This is a genomic window from Kribbella sp. NPDC054772 (genome assembly GCF_053611945.1).
In genome coordinates, this window is record NZ_JBSHBJ010000006.1 from 127,050 (window position 1) to 150,705 (window position 23,656).

The 23,656-nt window shown below is 70.2% G+C and carries 20 protein-coding genes; 13 read left to right on the forward strand and 7 right to left on the reverse strand.

The genetic code is table 11. The features are described from left to right. Positions 1 to 32: 32 nt before the first annotated feature. Positions 33 to 1,094: a substrate-binding domain-containing protein gene (locus ACWGID_RS12795; protein WP_452196601.1), complete on the reverse strand. Its 1,062-nt coding sequence runs from the start codon at positions 1,092 to 1,094 to the stop codon at positions 33 to 35. A 106-nt stretch (positions 1,095 to 1,200) separates the two neighbouring features. Between ACWGID_RS12795 and ACWGID_RS12800 the strand changes: the two genes are divergently transcribed. The 9 genes from ACWGID_RS12800 to ACWGID_RS12840 all read left to right on the forward strand — a co-directional run bounded on the left by ACWGID_RS12800 (position 1,201) and on the right by ACWGID_RS12840 (position 11,582). Then, positions 1,201 to 1,596 carry a MarR family winged helix-turn-helix transcriptional regulator gene (locus tag ACWGID_RS12800; RefSeq protein ID WP_452196602.1) on the forward strand — a complete coding sequence of 132 codons (396 nt, stop codon included), beginning with the start codon at positions 1,201 to 1,203 and terminating at the stop codon, positions 1,594 to 1,596. Between the two features lie 102 nt (positions 1,597 to 1,698). Next, positions 1,699 to 3,336 carry a purine-cytosine permease family protein gene (locus tag ACWGID_RS12805; protein WP_452196603.1) on the forward strand — a complete coding sequence of 546 codons (1,638 nt, stop codon included), beginning with the start codon at positions 1,699 to 1,701 and terminating at the stop codon, positions 3,334 to 3,336. Beyond that, the gene (locus ACWGID_RS12810; RefSeq protein ID WP_452196604.1) at positions 3,333 to 3,635 is read left to right on the forward strand and encodes an urease subunit gamma; all 303 of its coding nucleotides are present in this window, start codon (positions 3,333 to 3,335) and stop codon (positions 3,633 to 3,635) included. Before ACWGID_RS12805 ends, ACWGID_RS12810 begins: the two co-directional genes overlap by 4 nt. A gap of 11 nt (positions 3,636 to 3,646) precedes the next feature. Continuing rightward, positions 3,647 to 4,231 (forward strand): urease subunit beta, encoded by a 585-nt coding sequence (ureB, locus tag ACWGID_RS12815; RefSeq protein WP_452196605.1) that lies wholly within the window; start codon positions 3,647 to 3,649, stop codon positions 4,229 to 4,231. Next, the gene (locus ACWGID_RS12820) at positions 4,224 to 5,921 is read left to right on the forward strand and encodes an urease subunit alpha (protein WP_452196606.1); all 1,698 of its coding nucleotides are present in this window, start codon (positions 4,224 to 4,226) and stop codon (positions 5,919 to 5,921) included. Before ureB ends, ACWGID_RS12820 begins: the two co-directional genes overlap by 8 nt. Beyond that, a complete protein-coding gene (locus tag ACWGID_RS12825) occupies positions 5,921 to 7,342 on the forward strand; it encodes an urease accessory UreF family protein (RefSeq protein ID WP_452196607.1) in 1,422 nt (473 codons plus the stop codon). The genes ACWGID_RS12820 and ACWGID_RS12825 overlap by 1 nt, the downstream gene beginning before the upstream one ends. Further along, entirely contained in the window at positions 7,335 to 8,051 is a 717-nt protein-coding gene (ureG, locus tag ACWGID_RS12830; protein ID WP_452196608.1) for an urease accessory protein UreG, read from the forward strand. The genes ACWGID_RS12825 and ureG overlap by 8 nt, the downstream gene beginning before the upstream one ends. Further along, entirely contained in the window at positions 8,035 to 8,721 is a 687-nt protein-coding gene (locus ACWGID_RS12835) for an urease accessory protein UreD (protein WP_452196609.1), read from the forward strand. Before ureG ends, ACWGID_RS12835 begins: the two co-directional genes overlap by 17 nt. A gap of 74 nt (positions 8,722 to 8,795) precedes the next feature. After that, on the forward strand, positions 8,796 to 11,582 hold the full coding sequence (locus ACWGID_RS12840; RefSeq protein ID WP_452196610.1) for an ATP-binding protein: 2,787 nt from the start codon (positions 8,796 to 8,798) through the stop codon (positions 11,580 to 11,582). Here the strand turns inward: ACWGID_RS12840 and ACWGID_RS12845 are convergent. From ACWGID_RS12845 to ACWGID_RS12855, 3 genes are read right to left on the reverse strand one after another with little or no spacing between them, the layout of a single operon-like run. Further along, on the reverse strand, positions 11,579 to 12,307 hold the full coding sequence (locus tag ACWGID_RS12845; protein ID WP_452196611.1) for an SDR family oxidoreductase: 729 nt from the start codon (positions 12,305 to 12,307) through the stop codon (positions 11,579 to 11,581). The two genes, ACWGID_RS12840 and ACWGID_RS12845, sit on opposite strands and share 4 nt — an antisense overlap. A 32-nt stretch (positions 12,308 to 12,339) precedes the next feature. Further along, entirely contained in the window at positions 12,340 to 13,866 is a 1,527-nt protein-coding gene (locus tag ACWGID_RS12850) for a DHA2 family efflux MFS transporter permease subunit (protein ID WP_452196612.1), read from the reverse strand. Further along, complete coding sequence (locus tag ACWGID_RS12855) at positions 13,863 to 14,159, reverse strand: muconolactone Delta-isomerase family protein (protein WP_452196613.1); 297 nt, start codon at positions 14,157 to 14,159, stop codon at positions 13,863 to 13,865. The genes ACWGID_RS12850 and ACWGID_RS12855 overlap by 4 nt, the downstream gene beginning before the upstream one ends. Before the next feature lie 186 nt (positions 14,160 to 14,345). Between ACWGID_RS12855 and ACWGID_RS12860 the strand changes: the two genes are divergently transcribed. Next, positions 14,346 to 15,710, forward strand: coding sequence for a dihydrolipoyl dehydrogenase family protein (locus tag ACWGID_RS12860; RefSeq protein ID WP_452196614.1), 1,365 nt, complete (start codon positions 14,346 to 14,348; stop codon positions 15,708 to 15,710). Between the two features lie 6 nt (positions 15,711 to 15,716). Here ACWGID_RS12860 and ACWGID_RS12865 read toward each other — a convergent pair whose 3' ends face one another. Next, positions 15,717 to 17,654 (reverse strand): LuxR C-terminal-related transcriptional regulator, encoded by a 1,938-nt coding sequence (locus ACWGID_RS12865; protein ID WP_452196615.1) that lies wholly within the window; start codon positions 17,652 to 17,654, stop codon positions 15,717 to 15,719. Positions 17,655 to 17,954: 300 nt separating this feature from the next. Between ACWGID_RS12865 and ACWGID_RS12870 the strand changes: the two genes are divergently transcribed. The 3 genes from ACWGID_RS12870 to catA are packed head-to-tail and all read left to right on the forward strand — an operon-like array spanning position 17,955 to position 20,844. Then, on the forward strand, positions 17,955 to 18,896 hold the full coding sequence (locus ACWGID_RS12870; RefSeq protein WP_452196616.1) for a LysR substrate-binding domain-containing protein: 942 nt from the start codon (positions 17,955 to 17,957) through the stop codon (positions 18,894 to 18,896). Next, the gene (locus ACWGID_RS12875; RefSeq protein ID WP_452196617.1) at positions 18,893 to 19,999 is read left to right on the forward strand and encodes a mandelate racemase/muconate lactonizing enzyme family protein; all 1,107 of its coding nucleotides are present in this window, start codon (positions 18,893 to 18,895) and stop codon (positions 19,997 to 19,999) included. The genes ACWGID_RS12870 and ACWGID_RS12875 overlap by 4 nt, the downstream gene beginning before the upstream one ends. A 2-nt stretch (positions 20,000 to 20,001) precedes the next feature. Beyond that, entirely contained in the window at positions 20,002 to 20,844 is an 843-nt protein-coding gene (gene catA / locus ACWGID_RS12880; RefSeq protein ID WP_452196618.1) for a catechol 1,2-dioxygenase, read from the forward strand. Here the strand turns inward: catA and ACWGID_RS12885 are convergent. Continuing rightward, positions 20,830 to 22,257: a GntT/GntP/DsdX family permease gene (locus ACWGID_RS12885; protein WP_452196619.1), complete on the reverse strand. Its 1,428-nt coding sequence runs from the start codon at positions 22,255 to 22,257 to the stop codon at positions 20,830 to 20,832. The genes catA and ACWGID_RS12885 overlap by 15 nt on opposite strands. A gap of 121 nt (positions 22,258 to 22,378) precedes the next feature. Further along, entirely contained in the window at positions 22,379 to 23,488 is a 1,110-nt protein-coding gene (locus tag ACWGID_RS12890; RefSeq protein ID WP_452196620.1) for a heavy-metal-associated domain-containing protein, read from the reverse strand. Positions 23,489 to 23,656: the final 168 nt, after the last annotated feature.

Sequence of the window (23,656 nt, forward strand, 5' to 3'; positions counted from 1 at the left end):
CTCTAGCTAACCATCAAATGGGTTCATAGTGGTTAGTGGGTGTGGGCGATCTGTTCCTGGATCCGGAACTCGAGCCCGTCCGCGACCGCGAGGTACACGTCCTGGTCGACGAGGTTCCCGTCGAGACGGAGCAGGCCGCGCGGACTGTCGTAGAAGTGGCCGGTCGGCAGCGCGGCCGACATCGCGACCGAGCCGCTGATCTCACCGAGGCGGGCGAGGAACCGGATCGCCTCGTAGCAGGATTCGCCGACGGCGTTCAGCGCGGGCGCGAACGTGCCGAAGCGGCCGTAGTACTGGCGGGCGAACTCGCTGCTCTCCACGGTCGTCAAGCCGTCGAAGTACGCCGCCGCCGCGTACACCCCGTGGTTCGCGCCCGGGCCCGCGCCGAGCAGCGTGTTCTCCTCGATCGCCGGACTGAGGCGGAGCAGGCTCTCACTCAGCCCGCCGTCCGCGAACTGGCGGTTGAAATGCACCGCGTCCTGGCCCATCAACAGCATGATCACGCCGTCGGCATCGGTCGCCCGGAGCCCGTCGATCACGGCCCCGAAGTCCGCCGTACCCAGCGGAACGTAGGCCGATCGGACGATCTCGGACCCGGTACCTTGCAGAGCCTCCCGCGCCACCGCGCCGGTGACGCGCGGATAAACGTAGTCGTTGCCGACGACCACCCAGCGCCGGGCGCCGTGGTGCTCGCGCAGCCAGTGTGTTGCCGGGAGCAACTGGTTCACTGGCCGTTCCCCGAGCATGAACACGCCGGGTGTGTCGTCGCCACCCTCGTGCATCGCGGCGAACGCGTACACGACCCGCCCGCCGATCCGCCGGGTCAGCGCGACCCGCACGGCGGAGATGTGCCACCCGGCGACCGCCTCGACCCGCCCCGCGTCGACCAGCCGCCCGACCTCCTCGGCGACGACTTCCGGCGGTCGACCGGCATCGACCTGGACGAGTTCGACCCGTCGCCCGGCGATCCCGTTCCGCGCGTTCAGCTGCTCGACGGCGAGTTGTCCACAGGCCAGACAGGACGGACCGTAGATCCCGGTCGGCCCCTGCAACGGCACCACGAAGGCGATCGGCAGTACGTCGGTACGCCGCACGGTCACCTCCTCCCGCCGTACATCCGGTCAGTGTGACCGAACCGGAGGCGGAAGTTCGACCGAACGGCTATATTTCCCAGCACCTGAACCGAGGAGGGGGGTGCGGATGGCGTCGAACCTGCTCCTGGCGCTCAAGCGGATCGAGCGCGAGATCGAGCTAGGGCTGCAGCCGCTGCTGGACGAGTTCGGGCTGACCGTCGAGCAGTGGCGGATCATGGCGGCGCTGCGCGAGGAACCGGGTCAACCGATGTCGGTGCTCGCGGAGTCCGCCGTACTGCCGGCCGCCAGTCTGACCCGGCACGTGGACAAGCTGGTCGAGCGCGGTCTGGTACTGCGCCGCACCCATCCGGACGACAAGCGCCGGATCGTCACCGCGCTCTCCCCCGTCGGCGGCACGGTCGCCGATCGCCTCGCCGCCACGCAGCGACTGCTCGAGCGCGACCTCACGAAGTACTTCCAGATGGAAATACACGAACGTAGCAACTCGGCAACACGCCGGTAACACGGCGTTCCTAGGTTCCTTCCATTCGGGTGCATCCCCCGCCGGCAACGTCGCCGGTCCGCCGGAGCACCGCTCGCCCGAAGGTGCCGCAGGAGTTCGCCCATGGCTGTTGAACCCTCGCTCGACCACCGCACCACCACCACTCCTTCTCCCACCACCGCCACTCGCGAGACGCTCGAGGACTACACGCTCCGCTTCGCGCCCCGCAGCTACCGGAAGTGGTCGACCGGCGTCGTCGCCGTCTCGGCCCTCGGCGGCATCGCGTACCTCGCCGACTTCGCGATCGGCGCGAACATCGGGATCTCCTACGGCACGACGAACGCGCTGTGGGGGATCGCGATCTTCGCGGTGGTGATCTTCTTGACCGGTCTGCCGCTCGCGTACTACGCCGCGCGGTACAACATCGACCTCGACCTGATCACCCGCGGCAGCGGCTTCGGGTACTACGGCTCGGTCGTCACCAACGTGATCTTCGCGTCGTTCACGTTCATCTTCTTCGCGCTCGAAGGCTCGATCATGGCGCAGGGCCTGCAACTCGGCCTGCACATCCCCCTCTGGCTCGGGTATGCGGTGTCGACGCTGGTGATCTTCCCGCTGGTCATCTACGGGATGAAGGTGCTCTCCACCCTTCAGGTGTGGACGACGCCGCTCTGGCTGATCCTGATGGTGCTGCCGTTCTGCTACCTGCTCGTGTCGCACCCGTCGTCAGTGTCGACGTTCTTCGACTACGGACCCGACGCCGACTTCGGCTCGATGCTGCTGGCCGCCGGCGTCTGCCTGTCGCTGATCGCGCAGATCGCCGAGCAGATCGACTACCTGCGGTTCATGCCGCCGAAGACACCGGAGAACTCGCGCCGCTGGTGGACCGCGATGCTTCTCGCCGGACCCGGCTGGGTGATCTTCGGCGCGCTGAAGCAGGTGATCGGTCTCTTCCTGGCCGTCTACATCATCGCCAACGTCGCCGACTCGTCGTCGATCGCGAACCAGCCGGTGCACCAGTTCCTCGAGATCTACCGCGGGTTCCTGCCCGGGTGGCTGGCGATGACGCTGGCCGTCGTACTGGTCGTGATCAGCCAGGTGAAGATCAACGTGACGAACGCGTACTCCGGTTCGCTGGCCTGGACGAACTCGTACACGCGACTGACCCGGCACTACCCCGGGCGGCTCGTGTTCCTCGGGTTCAACCTGGTGATCGCGCTGGTACTGATGGAGGCGAACATGTTCGACTTCCTCAACACCATCCTCGGGTTCTACGCGAACTGCGGCATGGCGTGGATCGTGGTCGTTGCCTCGGACATCGTGTTCAACAAGTACCTGCTGAAGCTGTCGCCCAAGGCCCCCGAGTTCCGGCGGGGCATGCTGTACGCCGTGAACCCGGTCGGCTTCGTGTCGATGGCGGTCGCGGCCGGTGTGTCGATCCTGGTGTTCTTCGGTGGACTCGGCGACACCATCAAGCCGTACTCACCACTCGTCGCGATCGGACTGGCCGTCGTACTGCCGCCCGTCCTGGCCGTCATCACGCGTGGCAAGTACTACCTTCGCCGGGTGGACGACGGGCTCGACCTGCCGATGTACGACGAACACGGGAACCCCTCCGGCGAGATCCTCACCTGTCACGTGTGCCGCCAGGACTACGAACGCCCCGACATGACCGCCTGCGTCACGCACGACGCGGCCGTGTGCTCACTCTGCCTGAGCACAGACAAGGTGTCCGACCACGTCCTCCCGATGCCGTCGTGAACTTCACCCCCGCCGACGTCGAGAAGCTGCTGCTCTCCGTGGCCGGCATGGTCGCCCGCGACCGGCTGGCCCGGGGAGTCAAGCTCAACCACCCCGAAGCCGTCGCCCTGCTCAGCACCTGGGTCATCGAACGAGCCCGCGACGGCGCCCGCGTCGCCGACCTGATGCAGTCCGGCCGCACCGTCCTCACCCGCGACCAGGTCATGCCCGGCGTCGCCGACCTCCTCACCGACGTCCAGGTCGAAGCAACGTTCCCCGACGGCCGCAAACTCGTCACTATCCACAGCCCGATCATTTGAAGGCAGATTCCATGGCCGACAACGTTAGACTTAGCAAGGAAGAACAGGGCGCGGACAAACCAGCAACCGCAACCCCGACCACGGCAACAGCCAGCCCGACAGCAGCCGACGCCGCAACCCCCACCACGGCAGCAGCCAGCCCGACACCGGCCGACGCCGCAACCGCCGGAGCAACGTCGGCCGACGACGCATCCGTCGAGGTGGCCGTCGGTGCGCCCGCGCGTACAGACGCCCCCGGAGCCGTTCGTGTCCGGCCCGGCACGATCGAACTGAACGCCGACCGCACCGACGACGAACGCCGACGGCTGGTGGTCGTGAACACGGGCGACCGGCCGATCCAGATCGGCTCGCACCTGCACCTGCCCGATGCGAACAGCGCGTTGTCCTTCGACCGCGACGCCGCCCGCGGGTTCCGCCTGGACATCCCGTCCGGTACCTCGCAGCGCTTCGAACCGGGTGCCTCGCGCGAGGTCGCACTCGTCACGCTCCGCGGCAACCGTCGAGTGCCGGGGATCCAGGTGAAGCCCGCGCCACCCGCCGACGCTGTTCGGCCTGGCGTCGCGAACGAGATCCAGTGCGAGGTGAGCCGTGGTTGAGATCTCCCGCTCCGCGTACGCCGCCCTCTACGGCCCGACCGTCGGGGACCAGGTCCGGCTCGCCGACACCGACCTGTGGATCGAGGTCGAGCAGGACCTCACCGTCGGTGGCGAGGAAGTGGTCTTCGGCGGTGGCAAGTCCATCCGCGAGTCGATGGCGCAGGGCACCACGACCCGCGCGGAGGGCGCCCCCGACACCGTCATCACCAACGTGCTCGTCGTCGACTGGTGGGGCATCGTCCGCGCCGACGTCGGGATCCGCGACGGCCGCATCGTCGCACTCGGCCGGGCCGGCAACCCGGACATCGCCGACGGCGTCCACCCCGAGCTGCGGATCGGCCCATCCACCGACGTGATCGCCGGCGAGGGTCGCATCCTCACCGCCGGGGCGATCGACTCCCACGTCCACCTGCTGTCGCCGTCGCAGCTCGACGAAGCGCTCGCGACCGGGATCACCACGATCGTCGGCGGCGGCACCGGCCCGAGTGAGGGCTCCAAAGCGACCACGGTCACTCCCGGGGCATGGCACCTCGAGCAGATGCATCGCGCGCTGGACGCCGTACCGCTGAACATCCTGTTGCTCGGCAAGGGGAACACGGTCAGCGCCGAAGGGCTCGCCGAGCAGGCGCTCGCGGGCGCGGCCGGGTACAAGGTCCACGAGGACTGGGGGTCGACGCCGGCCGCGATCGACGCCGCATTGCGGGCCGCGGACGAGTGGGGGCTGCAGGTCGCGCTGCACGCCGACAGCCTGAACGAGGCCGGGTACGTCGAGTCGACACTCGGGGCGATCGCCGGGCGGTCGATCCACGCGTTCCACGTCGAGGGCGCGGGCGGCGGACACGCCCCCGACATCTTGTCCATCGCGTCGTATCCGCACGTCATCCCCGGCTCGACGAACCCGACGCTGCCGCACACCGTCAACACGGTCGCCGAGCACCTCGACATGCTGATGGTGTGCCATCACCTGAGCCCCGACGTACCCGAGGATCTCGCGTTCGCCGAGTCGCGGATCCGGGCCACCACGATCGCGGCCGAGGACATCCTGCACGACCTCGGCGCGCTCTCGATCACCTCGTCGGACGCCCAGGCGATGGGCCGGATCGGCGAGGTCATCACCCGCACCTGGCAGGTCGCGCACCTGATGAAGCACCGCCGCGGCGCGCTGGGGACAGTCGCCGACAACGAGCGGGTACGCCGGTACGTCGCGAAGTACACCATCAACCCGGCGATTGCCCACGGCATCGATCACCTGGTCGGCTCGGTCGAGACCGGCAAGCTCGCGGACCTGACGCTATGGGATCCGCGGTACTTCGGTGTTCGGCCCAGTCTCGTGATCAAGGGCGGGGCGATCGCGTGGGCGGCGCTCGGCGATCCGAACGCGTCGATCCCGACACCGCAGCCGGTGCTGATGCGGCCCGCGTTCGGCGACGCGATCGGGGCGGATCTGTCGTACACGTTCGTGTCTCCGGCCGCGCTCGAGGACGGGCTCGGCGAACGGCTCGGGCTGCGGCGACAGCTGCTCGGGGTTCGTCCGACGCGGGACGTCGGCAAGGCGGACCTGAAGAACAACGATGCGCTGCCGGCGATCGACATCGATCCGGAGACGTTCGCGATCCAGATCGACGGTGATCTGGTGCAGCCGGCGCCGGCCGAGGTACTGCCGCTCGCTCAGCTCTACGCGATGTTCTGATGGGCGCCGCGGAGCTGGTCGCGCTGATGCTCGCCGACGGGAGGTTGCCGACCGGCGGGCACACGCAGTCCGCCGGTCTGGAGCCCGCGGTGCGCGCAGGGTTGGGTGCTGAAGGCAAGGAGTTGGCTGACGTGGCGGCGTACGCCCGAGCCCGCCTCCGCACGGTCACCCGCACCGACGCCGCGGTCGCCGTAGTAACCCGCCACCTCGCCCTGCAAGCCACCGCCGCCCACCCCCAACCGCCGAGTCGTGCGTTAAGGCGGGAGTCGGCTGCGTCGAGTCGTGGGGCACGGCTCGAAAACCCGGACCACGACTCACGACTCGACGAGCAGGTGGCCGCGGGACGGGTGGAGAGCGCGGAGGCGGCTGGGGTGGAGAGCGTGGTTGCGGCTCGGGTGGAGAGCGCGGCCGCGGGACGGGTCGAGAGCGTGGAGGCGAGGGCGCAGGCATCGGTCGTCGACGTGGCGACTCCGGACGTCCACGAGTCGGCGGTGAACGAGGCGACGCCGGGTGACCGCGAATCGGTGGTGAACGAGGCGACGCCCGGCGACCGCGAATCGGTGGTGAACGAGGCGACGCCCGGCGACCGCGAATCGGTGGTGAACGAGGCAGCGCCGGTCTTTGGGCCGGGTTCACCGAGTCGTGCGTTGTGGCGGGAGTCGGTTGCGTCGAGTCGTGTGTTTAGGCGGGAGGCCGTTCCGTCGAGTCGTGGAGCACGGTTTGAAAACGTGAGCCACGACCCACGACTCGACGAGCGGGCTGCGGCGGCAGGGGTGGAAGGCGCGGGGGCGAGCAATGGGGCCGGTGCGGCTGGTGCCGCGGGAGCGGACGGTCGAGCCGGAGCAGACGGTCGGGCTGGCGCGGACGGTGCGGACGGACCAGACAGTCGGGCCGGTTTCGACGGTCGGGCCGCGGCGGACGGTCGGGTCGGTGTCGACGGTCGGGTCGGTGTGGGTGGGGGCGGGGTGGAGTGGGTTGTTGGGGTTGAGGGGGCTTGGGCGGCTCGGACTCCTAGTCAGGTGCTGCGGGGGGTGGCTCGGTGGCAGGGGCGGGTTTTGTTGCGGGTGGTGGGGCGGGTTTGGCCTGCGGTGTTCGGGTATTTGCCGCGTGATGCGGAGATCGCGCGGCCTGTGGTGCTCGGGGTTGTGGGTGCCGTGACCGGGATGTCCGCCGAGCAGTTGGCGCGGGTTGTGGCGTACGACGACGTACAGACCGTGGTGTCGGCGTCGTTGAAGTTGCTTCCGGTGGATCCGGCGGAGGCGGCGACGTGGGTGGCGGGGTTGCATGACGAGATCGAGCAGCTGGTGGCCGACGTCGCGCCGCTGACCGAGGCCGAGAAGATCCCCGCCACCGGCGCACCGCAGATCGACGTCTTCGCCCACCACCATTCGATCGAGAGAATGAGGTTGTTCCATGCATGACGAGACCCGCTCCTTCCGGCTGGGCGTCGCCGGGCCGGTCGGCACCGGTAAGAGTTCGCTGATCGCCACCGTCTGCCGCGAGCTCGCCGACGAGCTGAACCTCGGTGTGATCACGAACGACATCTACACCGACGAGGACGCGCGGCTGCTGCGTTCGGCCGGTGTCCTCGACCCGGAACGGATCCGGGCCGTCGAGACCGGCGCCTGCCCGCACACCGCGATCCGCGACGACGTCACCCCGAACCTGATCGCCGTCGAGGACCTCGAGCGGGACTTCGCGCCGCTGGACGTCGTACTGGTCGAGTCCGGTGGCGACAACCTGACCGCGACCTTCTCCCCCGCGCTCGTCGACGCGCAGATCTTCGTGCTCGACGTGGCCGGCGGCGGCGACGTCGCCCGCAAGGGTGGCCCGGGCATCGCCCGCGCTGATCTGCTCGTCGTGAACAAGACCGACCTCGCACCGTACGTCGGTGTCGACGTCGACCGGATGGTCCAGGACGCCGAGGCGGCGCGCGAGGGGAAGCCGGTCCTCGCACTGTCGCGGACGGATCCGGCATCGGTCGCGAAGCTCAAGGACTGGGTGCGTTCGATGACCAACGTCGTACGGAACGGACAGCACACGCCCGTCGATCCGGGGCCGATGGCGCCGCATTCGCATGTCGGCGAGGACGGCGAGCTGATCACGCACACCCATGCCCACACGCATTGAGGTCGCCGCCGACCCGATCCGGGACCGCTGTCTGCTGACTACGGATCACCTGTCGCCGCGGCAGCTGCCCGGCCGGGCCGGCGTCGTACGCGTTGCTCTCGTGGCGGCGGGCGCACTGCTGCTCGCCGGCGACGAAGTACGCATCGAGATCGTCGTTCAAGGGCCGGTCCGGCTGGAGATCGTCGAGACCGCCGGCACCGTCGCCTACGGGATGCGCGGCGGCGCCGCGAGATGGGACGTCGACATCCAACTGACCGACGGCGCAAGCCTCCAGTGGTACGCCGAACCGTTCGTCGTATCCGCCGGCGCCGACGTGACCCGTACGACGACGGCACGTCTCGCAGCCGGCTGCACCGCGCACCTGCGCGAGTCCCTCGTGCTCGGTCGCCACGGCGAGGTGGGTGGCACTTTGCAGACCGTGACCCGCGCCTGGCTGGACCACAACCTCTTGCTCGCCGAGGATCTCGACCTGTCTCCCGACGCGCGCGTCAACTGGGCGATCCTCGGCCAGGCTCGGTGTCTGGACACTGTCACCACCCTCGGTTACCGCCTGCCCGACCATCCGCACACGCTCCAACTCGAAGGTCCCGGCTCGATCGCGCGGCAACTCGTGCACGACCAGCACGACAGCACCCTGAGCCAGTGGTCAACGGAGCTGCGACGGCCTTAGGCTGGTGCGGTTCGGCGGACCGCGGGGTGTCCGGATCGGTGCGTGTGCGCACCGCTTGGGAAGGCGGCGGACGGGTGGAACGTGGCAGCGGATTCCGCGGCCTGGACGCGGGACGAGCACGGGGATCGAGACTGCTTGGCCGGCGCTCGGAACGGGCCGTTCTCGATCGGTTACTGTCCGACGTTCGTAGCGGTACCAGCCGGGTGCTCGTCGTCCGAGGCGAGGCCGGGGTCGGGAAGAGCGCGCTGCTGCACCACGCGACCGAGTCCGCGCCGGAGCTGTTCACGCTGCGGGCGGTCGGCGTCCAGTCCGAGATGGAGCTGGTGTTCGCGGCACTGCACCAGTTGTGCGTGCCGCTGCTCGACCGGCTGCCCCGGATTCCCGAACCACAGCGTCGGGCGCTCGCGACCGTGTTCGGGCTGGCTCCAGGCCCGGCGCCGGACCGTTTCATGGTCGGACTCGCGGTGCTCAGCCTGATCTCGGATCTCGCCGAAGAACAGCCGGTACTGGTGGTCGTCGACGATGCGCAGTGGCTCGACACGGCGACCGCGCAGACGCTCGGCTTCGTCGCCCGGCGGGTCGGCGCGGAGGCCGTCGGACTCTTGTTCGGCGCGCGCGAGGTCGGCGTCGAGCTGCACGGTCTGCCGGAGCTCGAGGTCGACGGGCTGCCCGCCGACGACGCGCGTGCGTTGCTCGGGTCCGCGGTCGAGTTCTTGCTCGACGAGCCGATCCGCGACCGTCTGGTGGCCGAGACCGGCGGCAATCCACTCGCCCTGCTCGAGCTGCCGCGCGGCCTGACGGCGACGCAGCTCGCGGCCGGGTTCGGCCTGCTCACCGGACAGGGTCTGCCCGGCCAGATCGAGCAGAGCTTCCTCCGGCAGGCCGACACGCTGCCGGCGCCGATCCGGCAATTGCTGCTCGTCGCCGCGGCCGAACCGGTGGGTGATCCGGTCCTCGTACGCCGCGCCGCCGACCAGCTCGGCATCGACGCGGTGTTCGCCGAGATCGAGGGACTGCTGTCGCTGGGTGAACGGGTCACTTTCCGGCACCCGCTCGTCCGGTCGGCCCTCTACGGGTCGGCGTCCGCGACCGAGCGGCGCGCCGTACACCTGGCGCTGGCGGACGCGACGGACTCGGCCGCCGATCCGGACCGACGCGCCTGGCACCTCGCCGCGGCCGCGTCGGGGCCGGACGAGGAAGTGGCCCGCGAGCTGGAACGCTCGGCCGACCGCGCCCAGGCCCGCGGCGGGTTCGCCGCGGCGGCCGCCTTCCTGCAGCGGGCCGTCGCGCTGACCCGAGATCCGGTACGCCGGACCGAACGCGCGCTCGCCGGAGCGCACGCCAGCCTGCAGGCCGGAGCCTTCGGTACGGCGTGGGCGCTGCTCGCCACCGCCGAGGCCGGACACCTGGACGATCTCGGCCGCGCGCGGATCGACCTGCTCCGCGCCGAGGCAGCGTTCGCACAGCAACGCGGTCGGGACGCGCCGGGTCTCCTGCTACGCGCCGCCCGGACCCTCGAACCGCTCGACCGGCGACTGGCTCGCGACACCTACCTCGATGCCTGGAGCGCCGCGTTGTTCGCCGGGCAAATGGCCGAGGTGGTGGGGCTGCGCGAGGTCTCGCTGGCCGCGCGGGAGGCTCCGCGAGCCGGGACGGTGCCGCGAAGTTCCGACGTACTGCTGGACGGGTTCGCGCTGCTGTTCGCCGAGGGGCGCGAGCCGGCGGTGCCGATGCTGAAGGAGGCCGCGGTCGCGTTCGGCGGGGCGGACGCGACGACCGAGGAGGTACTGCGCTGGGGATGGCTGGCCACCGCGGCGGCCGCGACCGCGTGGGACTTCGAGGCCTGCCTCGCCACCGCCACCCGCCAAGTCGAAACCGCCCGCAGCGCCGGCGCGCTCGCCGTACTGGCGGTCGGCGTGAACGTGCTCGGGCAGGTGATCGCGATCGCCGGCGACTTCGCGGACGCGACCTCGCTGCGCGCCGAGGCCGACGCGGTCCGGGAGGCGACCGGCACCCACGTCGGGCCGTACGGCGCACTGGTGCTGACCGGGCTCCGCGGGCGACCGGACGAGGCGTTCCCGCTGATCGACGACGCGATCGCCAGCGGCACCGCCGAGGGGCAGGGTACGGCGGTCCAGTACGCGCGCTGGGCGCGGTCGATCGTCCTGAACGGGCTCAGCCGGCACGACGAAGCGTTGCTGTGGGCAACGATGGCGAGCGAGGACACACCAGAGCTGTTCGTGTCCTCCTGGGCGTTGAGCGAGCAGATCGAAGCCGCCGTCCGCAGCGGACGACAGCGCGAGGCGGTCGCCGCACTGGAACGGCTGCAGGACAAGACGGGCGACACCGACGAGGCCTGGGGCCGCGGAATCGAAGCTCGCGCGCGCGGACTGGTGCACGCCGACGAGACGGCGTACCTGGAATCGATCGAACAGCTGACACCGACCCGGCTGCGCCCCGACCTGGCCCGCGCCCACCTCCTGTACGGCGAATGGCTCCGGCGGAAGACTCGACGAGGTGAGGCCCGCACCGAGTTGCGCAGCGCCTACGACCTGTTCTCGTCGATCGGCATGGAAGCGTTCACCGAGCGCGCACGTCGCGAACTGCAGGCGACCGGCGAGACCGTCCGCAAACGAGCGGCCGCGCCGACGGCAGGCGACGAGCTCACCTCACAGGAACTGCAGATCGCCTTACTCGTTCGCGACGGGCTGTCGAACCCTGAAGTCGGCAGTCGGCTGTTCCTCAGCCCGCGCACGGTCGAATGGCACCTTCGCAAGATCTTCGACAAGCTCTCCATCAGCTCTCGTCGGCAGTTGCGGGAGGCGCTGCCCGAGGCAGGCTACGAGGCGGCGATCGGTTAGCCCGGCACCAACTGTTGGCCTCCGTCGACGTCGTACGTCGCACCTGTCAGCGCACCGTTGGTCATCAGGTGCAGGATCAGGTCGGCGACGTCGTCCGGGCCGACGACGCGCCGGATCGGCAGCGTGGCTCGCAGGTTCGCGCGGCGCTCCTCGAGCTGGTCCCCTAGCAGCCTGGCGGACAGTGGCGTGTCGACGAAGCCGGCCGCGACCGTGTTCACCCTGATCGGGGCGATCTCGAGCGCGGCGTTCGCGACGATCGCGGACAACGCCGCCGTACCGATGGCGGCCAGGACGAGGCCGACTCCGGGGCGCCGGGCACCGGTGCCGCTGATGAACGTGAGCGAGCCGCCCGCACGCACCCGGCCGATGCACAGTCTCGCGATGCGTAGCGATCCGACGAGATGTTCGTCGATGTTGCGCTGCACCTCGTCGAGGTCCATCTCCGCGATCGGCGCGTAGCAGGGCCCGCTACCGCTCACCAGAATGTGGTCGAGCCGATCGGGCAGCCCCGCGAAGAGCTGCTCGACCTGGGCCGGGTCGGCCAGGTCCAGCGCCACGCCGCGCTCGGCGCCTACGTCGGCGACGGCCTTGTCGAGGCGCTCCTGGTTGCGGCCGGCGAGGATCACCCGCGCGCCGGCCGCGCGCGCCTGCTGGGCCGTCGACAGACCGATGCCCGAACTGCCGCCGAGCACCACCACGACCTGCCCCTCAAGACTCTCGGTCATCGTCCTCTCCCCTTCCGTCAGGTCTGTTCAGATCAGGTTGTCACGGGTACCGCGCACCCGTGCACGCGCGGAGTCGCCGGCAGCTGGATGGTGGACGGGCGGCCGCGGGCGACGTACCCGAAGGTGATCGCGGCGGCGACGACGCTGAGGGCCGCCATCACGAGCATCGCGACCTGGTACCGGTCGGCGAGCGGTTGCGCGAGGTCGTCCGAGCCGCCGACACCGAGCAGCGCCGGGATCAGCGCGATCAGCACCACACCGCCGACGCGTGAGGCGGCGTCGTTGATCGCCGACGCCTCGCCGAGATCCGCGTCGTCGACCGCGGCGAGGACGCCGGCGGTGAGGGGGGCGACGGTCAGGCCGATGCCGAGACCCCAGAGCAGCGCGCCCGGGAGGATCGCCTGGGTGTAACTCTGACCGGGGCTCGCGGCCGACAGCCAGGCGAAGCCGCCGGCCACGATGAGGATGCCGAGGGTCATCGGCAGGCGGACACCGACCCGGGCGACGAGGCCGCCGACGAACGGCGACACGAGCAGGAAGACCGCCGACTCCGGGATCAGGGCCGCCCCGGCCGCGGTCGCGCTGTAGCCGAGCGTCAGCTGACAGTGCAGTACGACGAGGTAGCTGGCCGCCGAGAGTGCGCCGTAGAACAGGATCGTCGCGGCGTTGATGGCCACGAACTGTCTGATCCGGAAGAGCGCCGTCCGCAGCATCGGCGCCGACCGCCGTTGCTCCACTGGAACCAGCGCCGCCAAGCAGGCCACGCCAACCACTGCGGACACGAGTACGACGGGGCTCGCCCAGCCCGACGCGGGACCCGCGGTGAGCGCATAGATCACGCCACCCAACCCGACGACAGCCAGCACGGCCCCCGCGAGATCCAGCGACAGCGGGCGCCGCGGGCGGCTGACTTCCGGTACGCCGCGAAGTACCCACAACGCGGCGACGATCAGTGGCACGTTCAGCAGGAACACGTAGCGCCAGGACGCGTGGTCCACCAGCCAACCCCCGCCGTACGGGCCGAGCGTCGTACCGAGAGTCGACAGGCCCGCCCAGACGCCGATGCCCTTCGCGCGGTCCTCCGGGCGCAGAGTGCCGTTGAGCAGCGCCAGGCTGCTCGGCACGACCATGGCTCCCCCCGCGCCCTGCACGACCCGCGCGGCGATCAGCGCCTCGACGTTCGGTGCCGCCGCACAGCACAGCGACGCGACCACCATGACGAGCAGGCCGACGACGAGCAGCCGGCGCCAGCCGAAGTGATCGGCCAGCGCGCCGGCCAGCAACAGCAACGAGGCGACCGTCACCAGGTAGCCCGTCAGGATCCATTGCAGGCCGCTGACCCCGGTTCCCAGATCGCGCCCGATCGCCGGGATCGCGACGTTGATCATGTACGCGTCGATGAAGCCGACCATCGACGCCAGCACCGTCGCGGCCACGAGCAGCCCGCCGGCCCGCCCGCGCAACGCGACCCCCGTGCCGCCATACCCCATGCCGCCATTCCCCGTGCCGCCGTACGACGCTCCGCCGGTGACCGTGGGTTCGTCGTCCTGCGCGGTCATGCCCGAGCGCCGGGATCGTTGGGGTGCGGGGTCAGCGGGAGGACGTCGTCGGTGCGCCAGATCCGCAGCGGCATCGAGGCCAGAACCTTCTCCAGGTGGGCCGCGTCGTCCGCGTCGAACAGGCCGATCGTGCGCCACTCCCCCGGCGCCAACGGCGGACGCCAGAGTCGTTTGACCCGTCCCTGCGCGGCCAGCTCGGCGGATTGGGCGGCCTCCCGAGCACGTACTTCGGCTACTTCGGCCTCGGTGACGCCGTCGGGCACGTGCGTGGTCATCGTGACCAGGAATTCCATTCCCGCCTCCGTGTGGTGGCTGCCGTCGTGGCCGTGCTGTCTGGTCCACGATCCGCCCGCGCGCCCCGGGTTGGCCCCGGTGACGCTCACTGGTCGCCGCAGACCAGGGACACTCACTGGCCCAACCGGCGCGGCCCCCGCGGCAGCCTGAGGGTGAGCCGATCAGCTCGGCGGAAGGAGCACGCGATGGCTGGGGAGACAGGCAGGGACTATGACGTGATCGTCCTCGGCGCCGGCGCGCCAGGCGAACACTGCGCAGCGACATTGGCCAAGGGCGGTGCCCGCGTCGCCGTCGTCGAGCGTGAACTGCTCGGTGGCGAGTGCTCGTACTGGGCCTGCATTCCTTCGAAGACCCTGCTGCGGCCGGGCGAGGCGCTGGCGGAGGCGCTCGACGCGCCGGGCGCCCGCGAGGCGGTGACCGGCGCCCTCGACGTACCGGCTGCCTTGGGGTGGCGGGACTTCATGGTGTCGAGCTACGACGACGCCGGCCAGGTGTCGTGGGCCAAGAGCGCCGGCATCGAGGTACTACGGGGTCATGGCCGGCTCGCGGGTCCGCACACCGTCGCGGTCGACGATCGCACGTACAGCACCGACGCCGTCGTGATCGCGTGCGGCGCGGACCCGATCATCCCGCCCGTACCCGGGCTCCGGGAGCTACCGGGGGTGTGGACGAATCGCGACGTGACCGGGCTGGTCGACGTACCGGGTCGGCTGCTGGTGCTCGGTGGCGGCGCGACTGGCGTGGAGATGAGTCAGGCGATGGCGCAGATGGGTTCGCACGTGACACTGATCGAGATGAGCGAGCACCTGATGCCGCGGGAGCCCGCCGCGGTCGGCGAGGCGATCGGGGTCGCGCTGAGCGCCGACGGTGTGGACGTTCGGGTCGGCATCGGGGCGGAGCGGGTGCAGCTCGCGGGATCGTCGTACGTCATCGATCTCAGTGACGGGACGCAGGTCGAGGGCGACCGGGTGCTGGTCGCGACCGGGCGGCGGCCGCGGGTCGACGGGATCGGGCTGGAGACGGTCGGGATCGAGGCCAACCCGCGTGGTATCCCGGTCGACGAGCAACTCCAGGCCGCGCCGGGGATCTGGGCGATCGGGGACGTGACCGGGTTGTGGCAGTTGACGCATGTCGGCGAGTACCAGGGGCGCGTGGCGGCGAGCAACATCCTCGGGACCCCACGGACGGCGGACTACGCGGCCGTCCCCCGCGTCGTGTACTGCTACCCGCAGGCGGCGTCCGTCGGTGCGGCGGATGGTGCCTACACGAGCACGATCCAGCTCGCCGGCGTGCCGCGAACCTCGACGTACCTGCGGTCCTACGACACGCAACCTGGGTTCCTCACGCTGGTGTCCGACGGTTCGGTGCTCACGGGTGCGTACGCCGTTGGTCCGGAAGCCGGTGAATGGCTGCAGCAAGCGACGCTGGCGGTCCGGGCCAAGGTGCCGCTGCCCGTCCTGCTCGACGTGATCCAGCCGTTCCCGACGTTCTCCGAGGCCTTCCTCCAGGCGGTCCGCGACCTCACGAGGCAACTCGGCCGCATCGCCTGACGTCCTTCAGGAGTGCTTCTCGTTGGCCGCGCCGTGCAGTGCGGCGAGTTCGGCGCGGGTGGAGATGCCGAGCTTCGCGTAGACGCGCGTCAGGTGGTACTGGACGGTCTTGGTGGACAGGAAGAGCTGGGCGGCGACCTCACGGTTCGACAATCCGGTGGCGACGAGGCCCGTGATGGTCTGCTCCTGCGGGGTCAGATCCGCGGTACGACGTTCGGTTCGGGAGCCACCGGCGTTGAGTTCGCGGTCGCAGCGGGCGACGTACGTGGTGGCGCGGAGAGCCTCGAAGACCTCGCGGGCCGACGAGAGGTACGAGCTTGCCTGGCGTCGTTTGCCCGCGCGACGGAGCGCCTGGCCGTAGGCGAACTCGACCCGGGCGCGATCGAAGCGGAGCGGCGAATCCTCGAGCGCGGACAGGGCACGGTCGAACGAGTCCCAGGCGGCGTCGAGGTTCCCGAGCGCGGCTTGGAGGCGACCACGGGTACGGGCGAGCCGCGCGACGACCGAGGGATGATCGCGGGCACGTTCCTCGTGCGCACTCAGAACGGCTTCAGCGTAGTCGTACCTGTTGAGGGCGATCAGGGCGGTGGCGTAGGCCATGATCGGGCCGGTCAGCTCGATCTCGCTCCTGCGAAGCAGCGGCTCCGCGGCGGTGCAGGTGTCCAGCGCGCGGTCCCATTCACCCAGCAGGAACTGCGTGCGGCCGAGCCAGGCACTCGCCCACAGCGAGATCCGCGCGGACCCGCCGAGCACGCCGGTCGGCACCGCGCTCTCCAGCTCCGCCCGCGCGGCCTCCACGTCGTCGAGCGCGAGCTGCAGCCAGCCCGCGCCGAGTCGTACCCGCTGCACCTGCGCACCGAGCCGCACCTGCTCGGTGAGATCGGCGTACGTCGCCCGCGCCGCAGCGGACTCGCCGCGCGCGACCAGACCGAGTCCGCGAATAGCAGCCGCCTCGACGCCGGCGGGCTCGCTCAGGTCGGCCAGCTCGAGCGCCCGGTCCGCCCACGTGACGAGCTCTTGCCAATGGCAACGAGCCAGCGAGTGCAGGACGTAGCGCTGGGCGATCGCGGCGCCGACCTCGGGCGATCGCTCGACGTTGGTCAGCTCCCAGGCCCGCGCGAGCCAGACCTCCGCCTCGGCGCCCCGGCCGCGGAGAATCGCGAGATAGCCGAGGACGGCGTTGCGCAGCGGCGTCTCCCGGAGGCTCTCGATCGCGGGGATCAACGCGCGCGCACCCGGTCCGTCACCGGCGCCGAGGAGCGCATCGACGGCACTCGTCAGCCGTGCCTCGCGCAGCAGTCGATCCTCGGTCATCCGGCTGGACGCGGTCAGCAGGGCTGCCGCCTTCCCCCACTCGCCTTGTGCAGCACAGTCCTCCGCCAGCGCGGCTAGTTCACCCGCGAGCTCGGCATCCGGTCCTGTCGCGGCCGCCACGAGGTGCCGCAGACGCACCGCTGGATCGGTCGCCGTCGCGGCCGCTGCCCGGTGAATCTCCACCGTGCGCTGCCGCCCGAGCTCCGCCCGTACCGCAGCTGCGACCATCGGATCAGCCGGCTGGACGAGCTGCGCCCCGGGTACGCCGGACACAACGATGAGCCCGGCTCGCTCCGCCTCGTCGACCAAGCCCCACACGTCACCCGCAAGCTCCGCCTGGTCGGCGGCCACGCTCAACGGCTCTGGATCTCCCACCACGCCGACGGTTTGGACCAAGCGCCGAGCCGCGGCCGACAGACTGCCCATCGCCTCCCGTACGCGCGCCACGACCTCCGCAGGCGCTGGCAGGACTGGCTCTGCCTCGTCCCACACCTCGCGCGGCAGCTCGTCGAGCAAGGCCGTGCCGGCACCTGGCAGGCCGCCCGTGTGCACGCGCAACCGTTCAGCCACGCGAGCCGACAGGCACACCCCACGAGCCTCCGCGAGCAGCACAACCTCGCCCGCGGTCAACGGTTCCAGGGTCAACCGGTGCTCAGCCTCTCGAACCTCCAGCTCCCGCGAGGCGCCGAGAACGACCAAGAGATTGGCGTCGCGGTGATGACGAACTGCGCTGGACAGGACCTGCAGGGAGAACGTGGCAGCAGCGGAACACGACCGGCACCAGGGCACTGCCTAGTCCTGACCCAGGCAGGCATTAATAAGCACTGCCGATCAATCCGTCCGAAATGAGTACTTGTCCTGACTCAATATTCGTATCTACGGTGAATCAATCCACCCGATCCACCCATCAGCAGACCCGGAGGACGAGCGATGGAACTGCGCCACTTGCGGTACTTCGCGGCCGTGGCCGAGACCTGTCACTTCGGGCAGGCGGCCGAGCGGCTGCACATGGCGCAGCCCGCGCTCTCCCAGGCGATCCGCCAGCTCGAGGCCGAGCTCGGCGCCGTCCTCCTCACCCGGACGACCCGCCAGGTCCGGCTCACCCCGGCCGGCGAGTTCTTCCACGACGAGGCCCGCCGCATCCTCCAGCAACTCGACGACGCGGTGAGCGGGGTACGCCGGGTCGCCGACGGCCACCGCGGCCTGATCAGAGTCGGCTTCACCGGTACGGCGGCCTTCACGCAACTCCCACGCTTCGCCCGCATCCTGCAGAACCGCCTTCCGGATGTGGCGCTCGAGGTGCACGCCGACATGCTCACCCCCGCGCAGACCGAGGGCCTGCAGAACGGGAGCCTGGATCTCGCCGTTCTCCGGCCGCCGCTGCCCGGCGGCGACCTGGAGGTCCGCACCATCGAGATCGAGCCGCTCGTGCTCGCACTGTCCGTCGATCACCGGCTCGCCGAAGAGCCCGAGATCGCGGTCACCGACCTCGCGACCGAGCCGTTCGTCTTCTACTCGTCGAAGAACTCCGCGGTGAACGACGCGGTGCAGCGGGTCTGCCAGGAGGCGGGTTTCACGCCGCGCCGCGAGCACGAGGCGCCTGGCACCGCCGTACTGCTGCCGCTGATCGCCGCCGGGCTCGGCGTGGCGCTCGTCCCCGGATCGGTCCGGGCCGTCCCGCTCGACGGCGTGGTGTTCCGGGAGGTCGACGGCGCCGGCTCGATCGAGCTCGCGCTGGCCTGGCGCCGCGACGAGTCCTCACCGCTCGTCCGTTCCGTCCTCGCCGAGCTCGACGGCGCCGGCCTCTTCAACTCTGATCAAGCAGATGCCCAAGAAGATGCCCAAGAAGATGCACAGGAGGTGCCCCGATGAAGATCACCGCGATCGAAGCGATCCCCTTCGCGATCCCGTACCGCAAGCCGCTGTACTTCGCGAGCGGATCCGTCGAGGTCGCCCAGCACGTCCTGGTCCGCGTGCACACCGACGACGGCGTCGTCGGCATCGCCGAGGCTCCCCCGCGCCCCTTCACGTACGGCGAGACGCAGGCCGGCGTGATCGCGGTCATCGAACAGCTCTTCGCGCCCGCGATCGTCGGCACCAGCCTGCTCGAACGCGAGACGATCATGGCTCGCCTCAACCGCACGGTCGGCAACCCGGTCGCCAAGTCGGCCGTCGACATGGCGGTCTGGGACGCGCTCGGCCGAAGCTTGGACGTCCCCGTCACAGAACTGCTCGGCGGCTACTCCGATCGGATGCGGGTCTCGCACATGCTCGGGTTCGACGAACCCGCCGCAATGGTCGCCGAGGCCGAACGAATCCGGGACCAGTACGGCGTCCGCACCTTCAAGGTGAAGGTCGGACGGACGCCGTACCAGCTCGACACCGCTGTGGTGCGGGCGCTGCGCGAAGGGCTCGGCGACGACGTCGAGTTGTACGTCGACGGCAACCGTGGCTGGTCGGCCTCGATCGCCGCCCGCGCGATGCATGAGATGGCCGACCTCGGGTTGCTGTTCGCCGAGGAGCTGTGCCCGGCCGACGACGTGCTCGGACGGCGCTGGCTGGTCGGGCAGTGCGACGTACCGTTCATCGCCGACGAGTCCGCCGTCACGCCGGCCGACGTGACGCGGGAGATCCTCGGCGGCGCGGCGACCGCGGTCAGCATCAAGACCGCGCGCACCGGATTCACCTACTCGCAACGTGTCCATCACCTCGCCGAGGGCCTCGGTGTGGAGGTCGTGATGGGCAACCAGATCGACGGACAGCTCGGCACGATGTGCACGGTCGCCTTCGGTTCGGCGTTCCGGCTCACCACGCAGCGGGCCGGCGAGCTGTCCAACTTCCTCGACATGAGCGACGACCTGCTGACCGAACCGTTGCAGATCTGCGACGGCACGCTGGCCGTCCGCCCCGGCGCCGGGCTCGGCGTCGAGATCGACCCGGACAAACTGGCGCGCTACCGCCAGGACAGGAGCTGATGATGACCGAAACTGCTGCCGCCGCCGCATCCGGCGCCTCCGCCACCGAGCGGTTCAAGTCGGACAAGACCATGGGCTCGCAGGTTCCCAAGGAACGCGTCGACCTGCTGGCCCGCGAGGTCCTCGACGGGATCCACGCGACCATCCGCCGGAACAAGGTGACCTACGACGAGTACAACGCGCTCAAGGCGTGGCTGATCAAGGTCGGCGACGACGGCGAGTGGCCGCTGTTCCTGGACGTCTGGGTCGAGCACGTGATCGAGGAGGTCGCGACCGAGCACCGGCAGGGCAGCAAGGGCACCATCGAGGGCCCGTACTACGTCCCGGACGCGCCCGGCCAGGGCTCGCACGGTGCCGTACCGATGCGCCCTGACGAAGGCGGTGTCGCGCTGACCTGGACCGGTCAGGTCACGTCGACCGACAGTTCACCGCTCGCAGGCGCCACGATCGAGTTGTGGCACGCCGACAGCGACGGGTTCTACTCGCAGTTCGCCCCGGGCCTGCCGGAGTGGAACCTGCGGGCGACCTTCACGGCCGACGAGCAGGGCGCGTTCGAGGTCCACACGGTCCGGCCGGCGCCGTACCAGATCCCGACCGAGGGCGCGTGCGGTCGGCTGATCGACGCGGCCGGCTGGCACGCGTGGCGGCCCGCCCACCTGCACGTCAAGGTCACGGCGCCCGGCCACGAGCAGCTCACCGCGCAGCTGTACTTCTCGGGCGACGAGCACAACGACGACGACATCGCCTCGGCGGTCAAGCCGGAGCTGGTGCTGGACCCGAAGCCCACCGGCACTGGTGAGTCGGTGAGCTACGGCTTCGTCCTCGACCCGTCACAAGAAGGCTGACAACAGCAGCGTCAGCCCGAGACCCATCACCGAGATGATGGTCTCCATCACCGACCAGGTCTTGATGGTCTCGCCAACGGTCATCCCGAAGTACTCCTTGACCAGCCAGAAGCCGGCGTCGTTCACGTGCGAGAAGAACAACGAGCCGGCCCCGATGGCGAGCACGATCAGCGCGACGTGCGTGGCGCTCTCGCCGGTCGCGAGCGGCGCCACGATCCCCGCGGCCGTCACCGTGGCGACGGTGGCGGAGCCGGTCGCCAGCCGGATCAGCACCGCGACGATCCAGCCGAGCAGCAGCGCGGACAGGTTCGCGGCGATCGCGATCTTGGCGATCGCCGTCCCGGTCCCGCCGTCCACCAGGACCTGTTTGAAGCCGCCGCCGGCGCCGACGATCAGCATCACACCGGCGATCGGCAGCAGGCTCGCGGCGATCTTCTTGCTCAGTTCGGGGATGCCGAAGCCGACCGACGTACCGAAGGTGTACATCGCGAGCAGTACGGCGATCAGCAGCGCGACGACCGGGTCACCGATGAACTGCAGCACCGGGAAGAGCGCGGCGTCCTTGCTCATCCAGACGTCCGACGCGGCCTTGAGCAGCATCAGCACCACGGGGCTCAGGACCGTGACCAGCGTCGCGGTGAAACTCGGCGTCCGGGTCCGCGTCCGGACCTGCGTGCCGCCCGCGCCCTCCTCCGGGGCGCCGCCGCTCACCTCGAGCGCGGCGCCGGACGCGCCGATCGGCACCCACTTGGCCGCGAGCCGGCCGAACAGCGGCCCCGCGACGATCACCGTCGGGATCGCGACCAGCAGACCGAGCGCGAGCGTGATACCGACGTTGCCCTTGAGTACGCCGATCGCGGCCAGCGGACCCGGGTGCGGCGGCACGAAGCCGTGCAGCACCGAGAGGCCGGCCAGCGCGGGAATCCCGAGCAGCATCGCGCGGGCGCCGGTCCGCCGTACCGCGAGGACGACGACCGGGATCAGCAGCACCAGGCCGATCTCGAAGAACATCGGGATACCAATGATGAAGGCGATCAGCGCCATCTTCCACGGCAGCGCGGCGGGTCTGCCGCGCAGCAGCGTGTCCACGACCTGATCGGCACCGCCGGAGTCGGCGAGCAGCTTGCCGACCATCGCACCGAGCGCGATCAGCACGCCGACGTACCCGAGGACGCTGCCGACACCGGCCTCGTACGACTTCGTGACCAGGCCGGGGGCGATTCCGGAGCCCAGGCCGACGAACAGCGCGCCGATCGTGAGCGCTAGAAACGCGTGCATCTTCAACCCGACGATCAGTGCGACGATGATCGCGATCCCGATCGCGGCGACCACCAGCACCCGGGTGTCGTGCCCGTTCCACGGTGCGTTGAAATCCGCCTCGGCCACCAGACCGACTTCGTAAGCGAGACCCATAGCTTCACCGCTCCCTGGCCGCCAGTCACCGGCCGCCGCGCCACATGTTGTCGGCGGCAACTTTATTGAGGGGCCTCGGTCACACTACTCCCGCGACACGCCTGATCGCCATGGCCTGCGGTCAATCCGGCAGCGGTACGACGGTGTACCCGCGAGCGCGGATCGCCGCGAAACTCCGCGCACGGATCTCGGGCGAGGCGAAGACCGCGGTGACGCGCTTGCTGACCAGGTCGAACTCGGGTGGCTCGACACCGAACTCGGCCACCGCTTTCGTGATCGTCCTGATGCAGTGCTGACAGGTCATGTCCGGAACCTCGAATGCCGACGCCTCGCCATCGTCCGTCGGCGCCTGGTCGGCGATCTCGACGACGTCGAGCAGCCGGGTGAAGGTCTCGACGAAGCGGTCGGCGACGCGCGTCACCAGCGAGATCCGCCGACCGTCGATCACCTGCGGCGCGTGCGCGAGACAGCGCGGCTGCTCGCCGCTCTCGAGTGCCGCGTACTGCGTCGCGCTCGGATCAGTCCCGTCCGCGGCGCCGGCCACTCGCGCCTCCTTCATCGCGCGCAACGCCGCCACGCTGTCCGCCGAGTACGCGACTCGCCCACCGAAGCTGATCAGCTGCACCGGGATCAGTCCGCGCCGGTACGTCGACGCCTGCAGACCCCAGTGCCAGGTCCCCGCGACGGTCGTGAAGATCCCACTGTCCCGCAGTACGCCGGCGAAGGCCGCGGGATCGTCGTACGGCGTCCGCTCGGCAAGGTAGGCGTGCTGGACCAGGACGCGCGCCGCCGCGTCGATCCCGGTCCGGAGGATCGCCAACGGTTCCCGGTCCGTCGTCACGCGTTCGAGGAGTGCCCGGTCCGCGGGCTCCAACGCGTCGGCGCCCGCTCTGGGGTCGGTGTCGAGCATTCGCCAGAGCGCGAGTGTCGCCTCGCGCGCCACGATCGGCACGACCGCTCCGAGCGATCCGGTGTGCGCGACGTTCGAGACGCCGCCGCTGTCGGTCCACGACACCCGGCGCGGCGCCCGGGTGATCAGCCAGGGCGGGCAGTCGGCCAGCCGCGTTCGGAGGAACTCCTCGACGTCACCATCGACCGATTCTTCGCGGCAACCGATCCGGATCGGGGCGACCGCGACCGGTGTGTCGAACAGGTCGTGGGCCACGCCAACCAGCAGTCGCGCGGCCACCGCGCGGTCCGACAGGTCGGCCGGGGCGAGTTCAGCAGTCACGACGGGCTCCTCAGCTCGGCGGCACCACCTCCGATGCTAGGCAACACACGCCACGCCCGCTTCGCTACACAGCGTGTCGTCCGGTCAGGTCTTGCGGTCAAATTATCGATCACTTACTGTCTGGGTGATCGATAATCCGGTACCTCCCCCGCCCAGTGAGGACCCGTC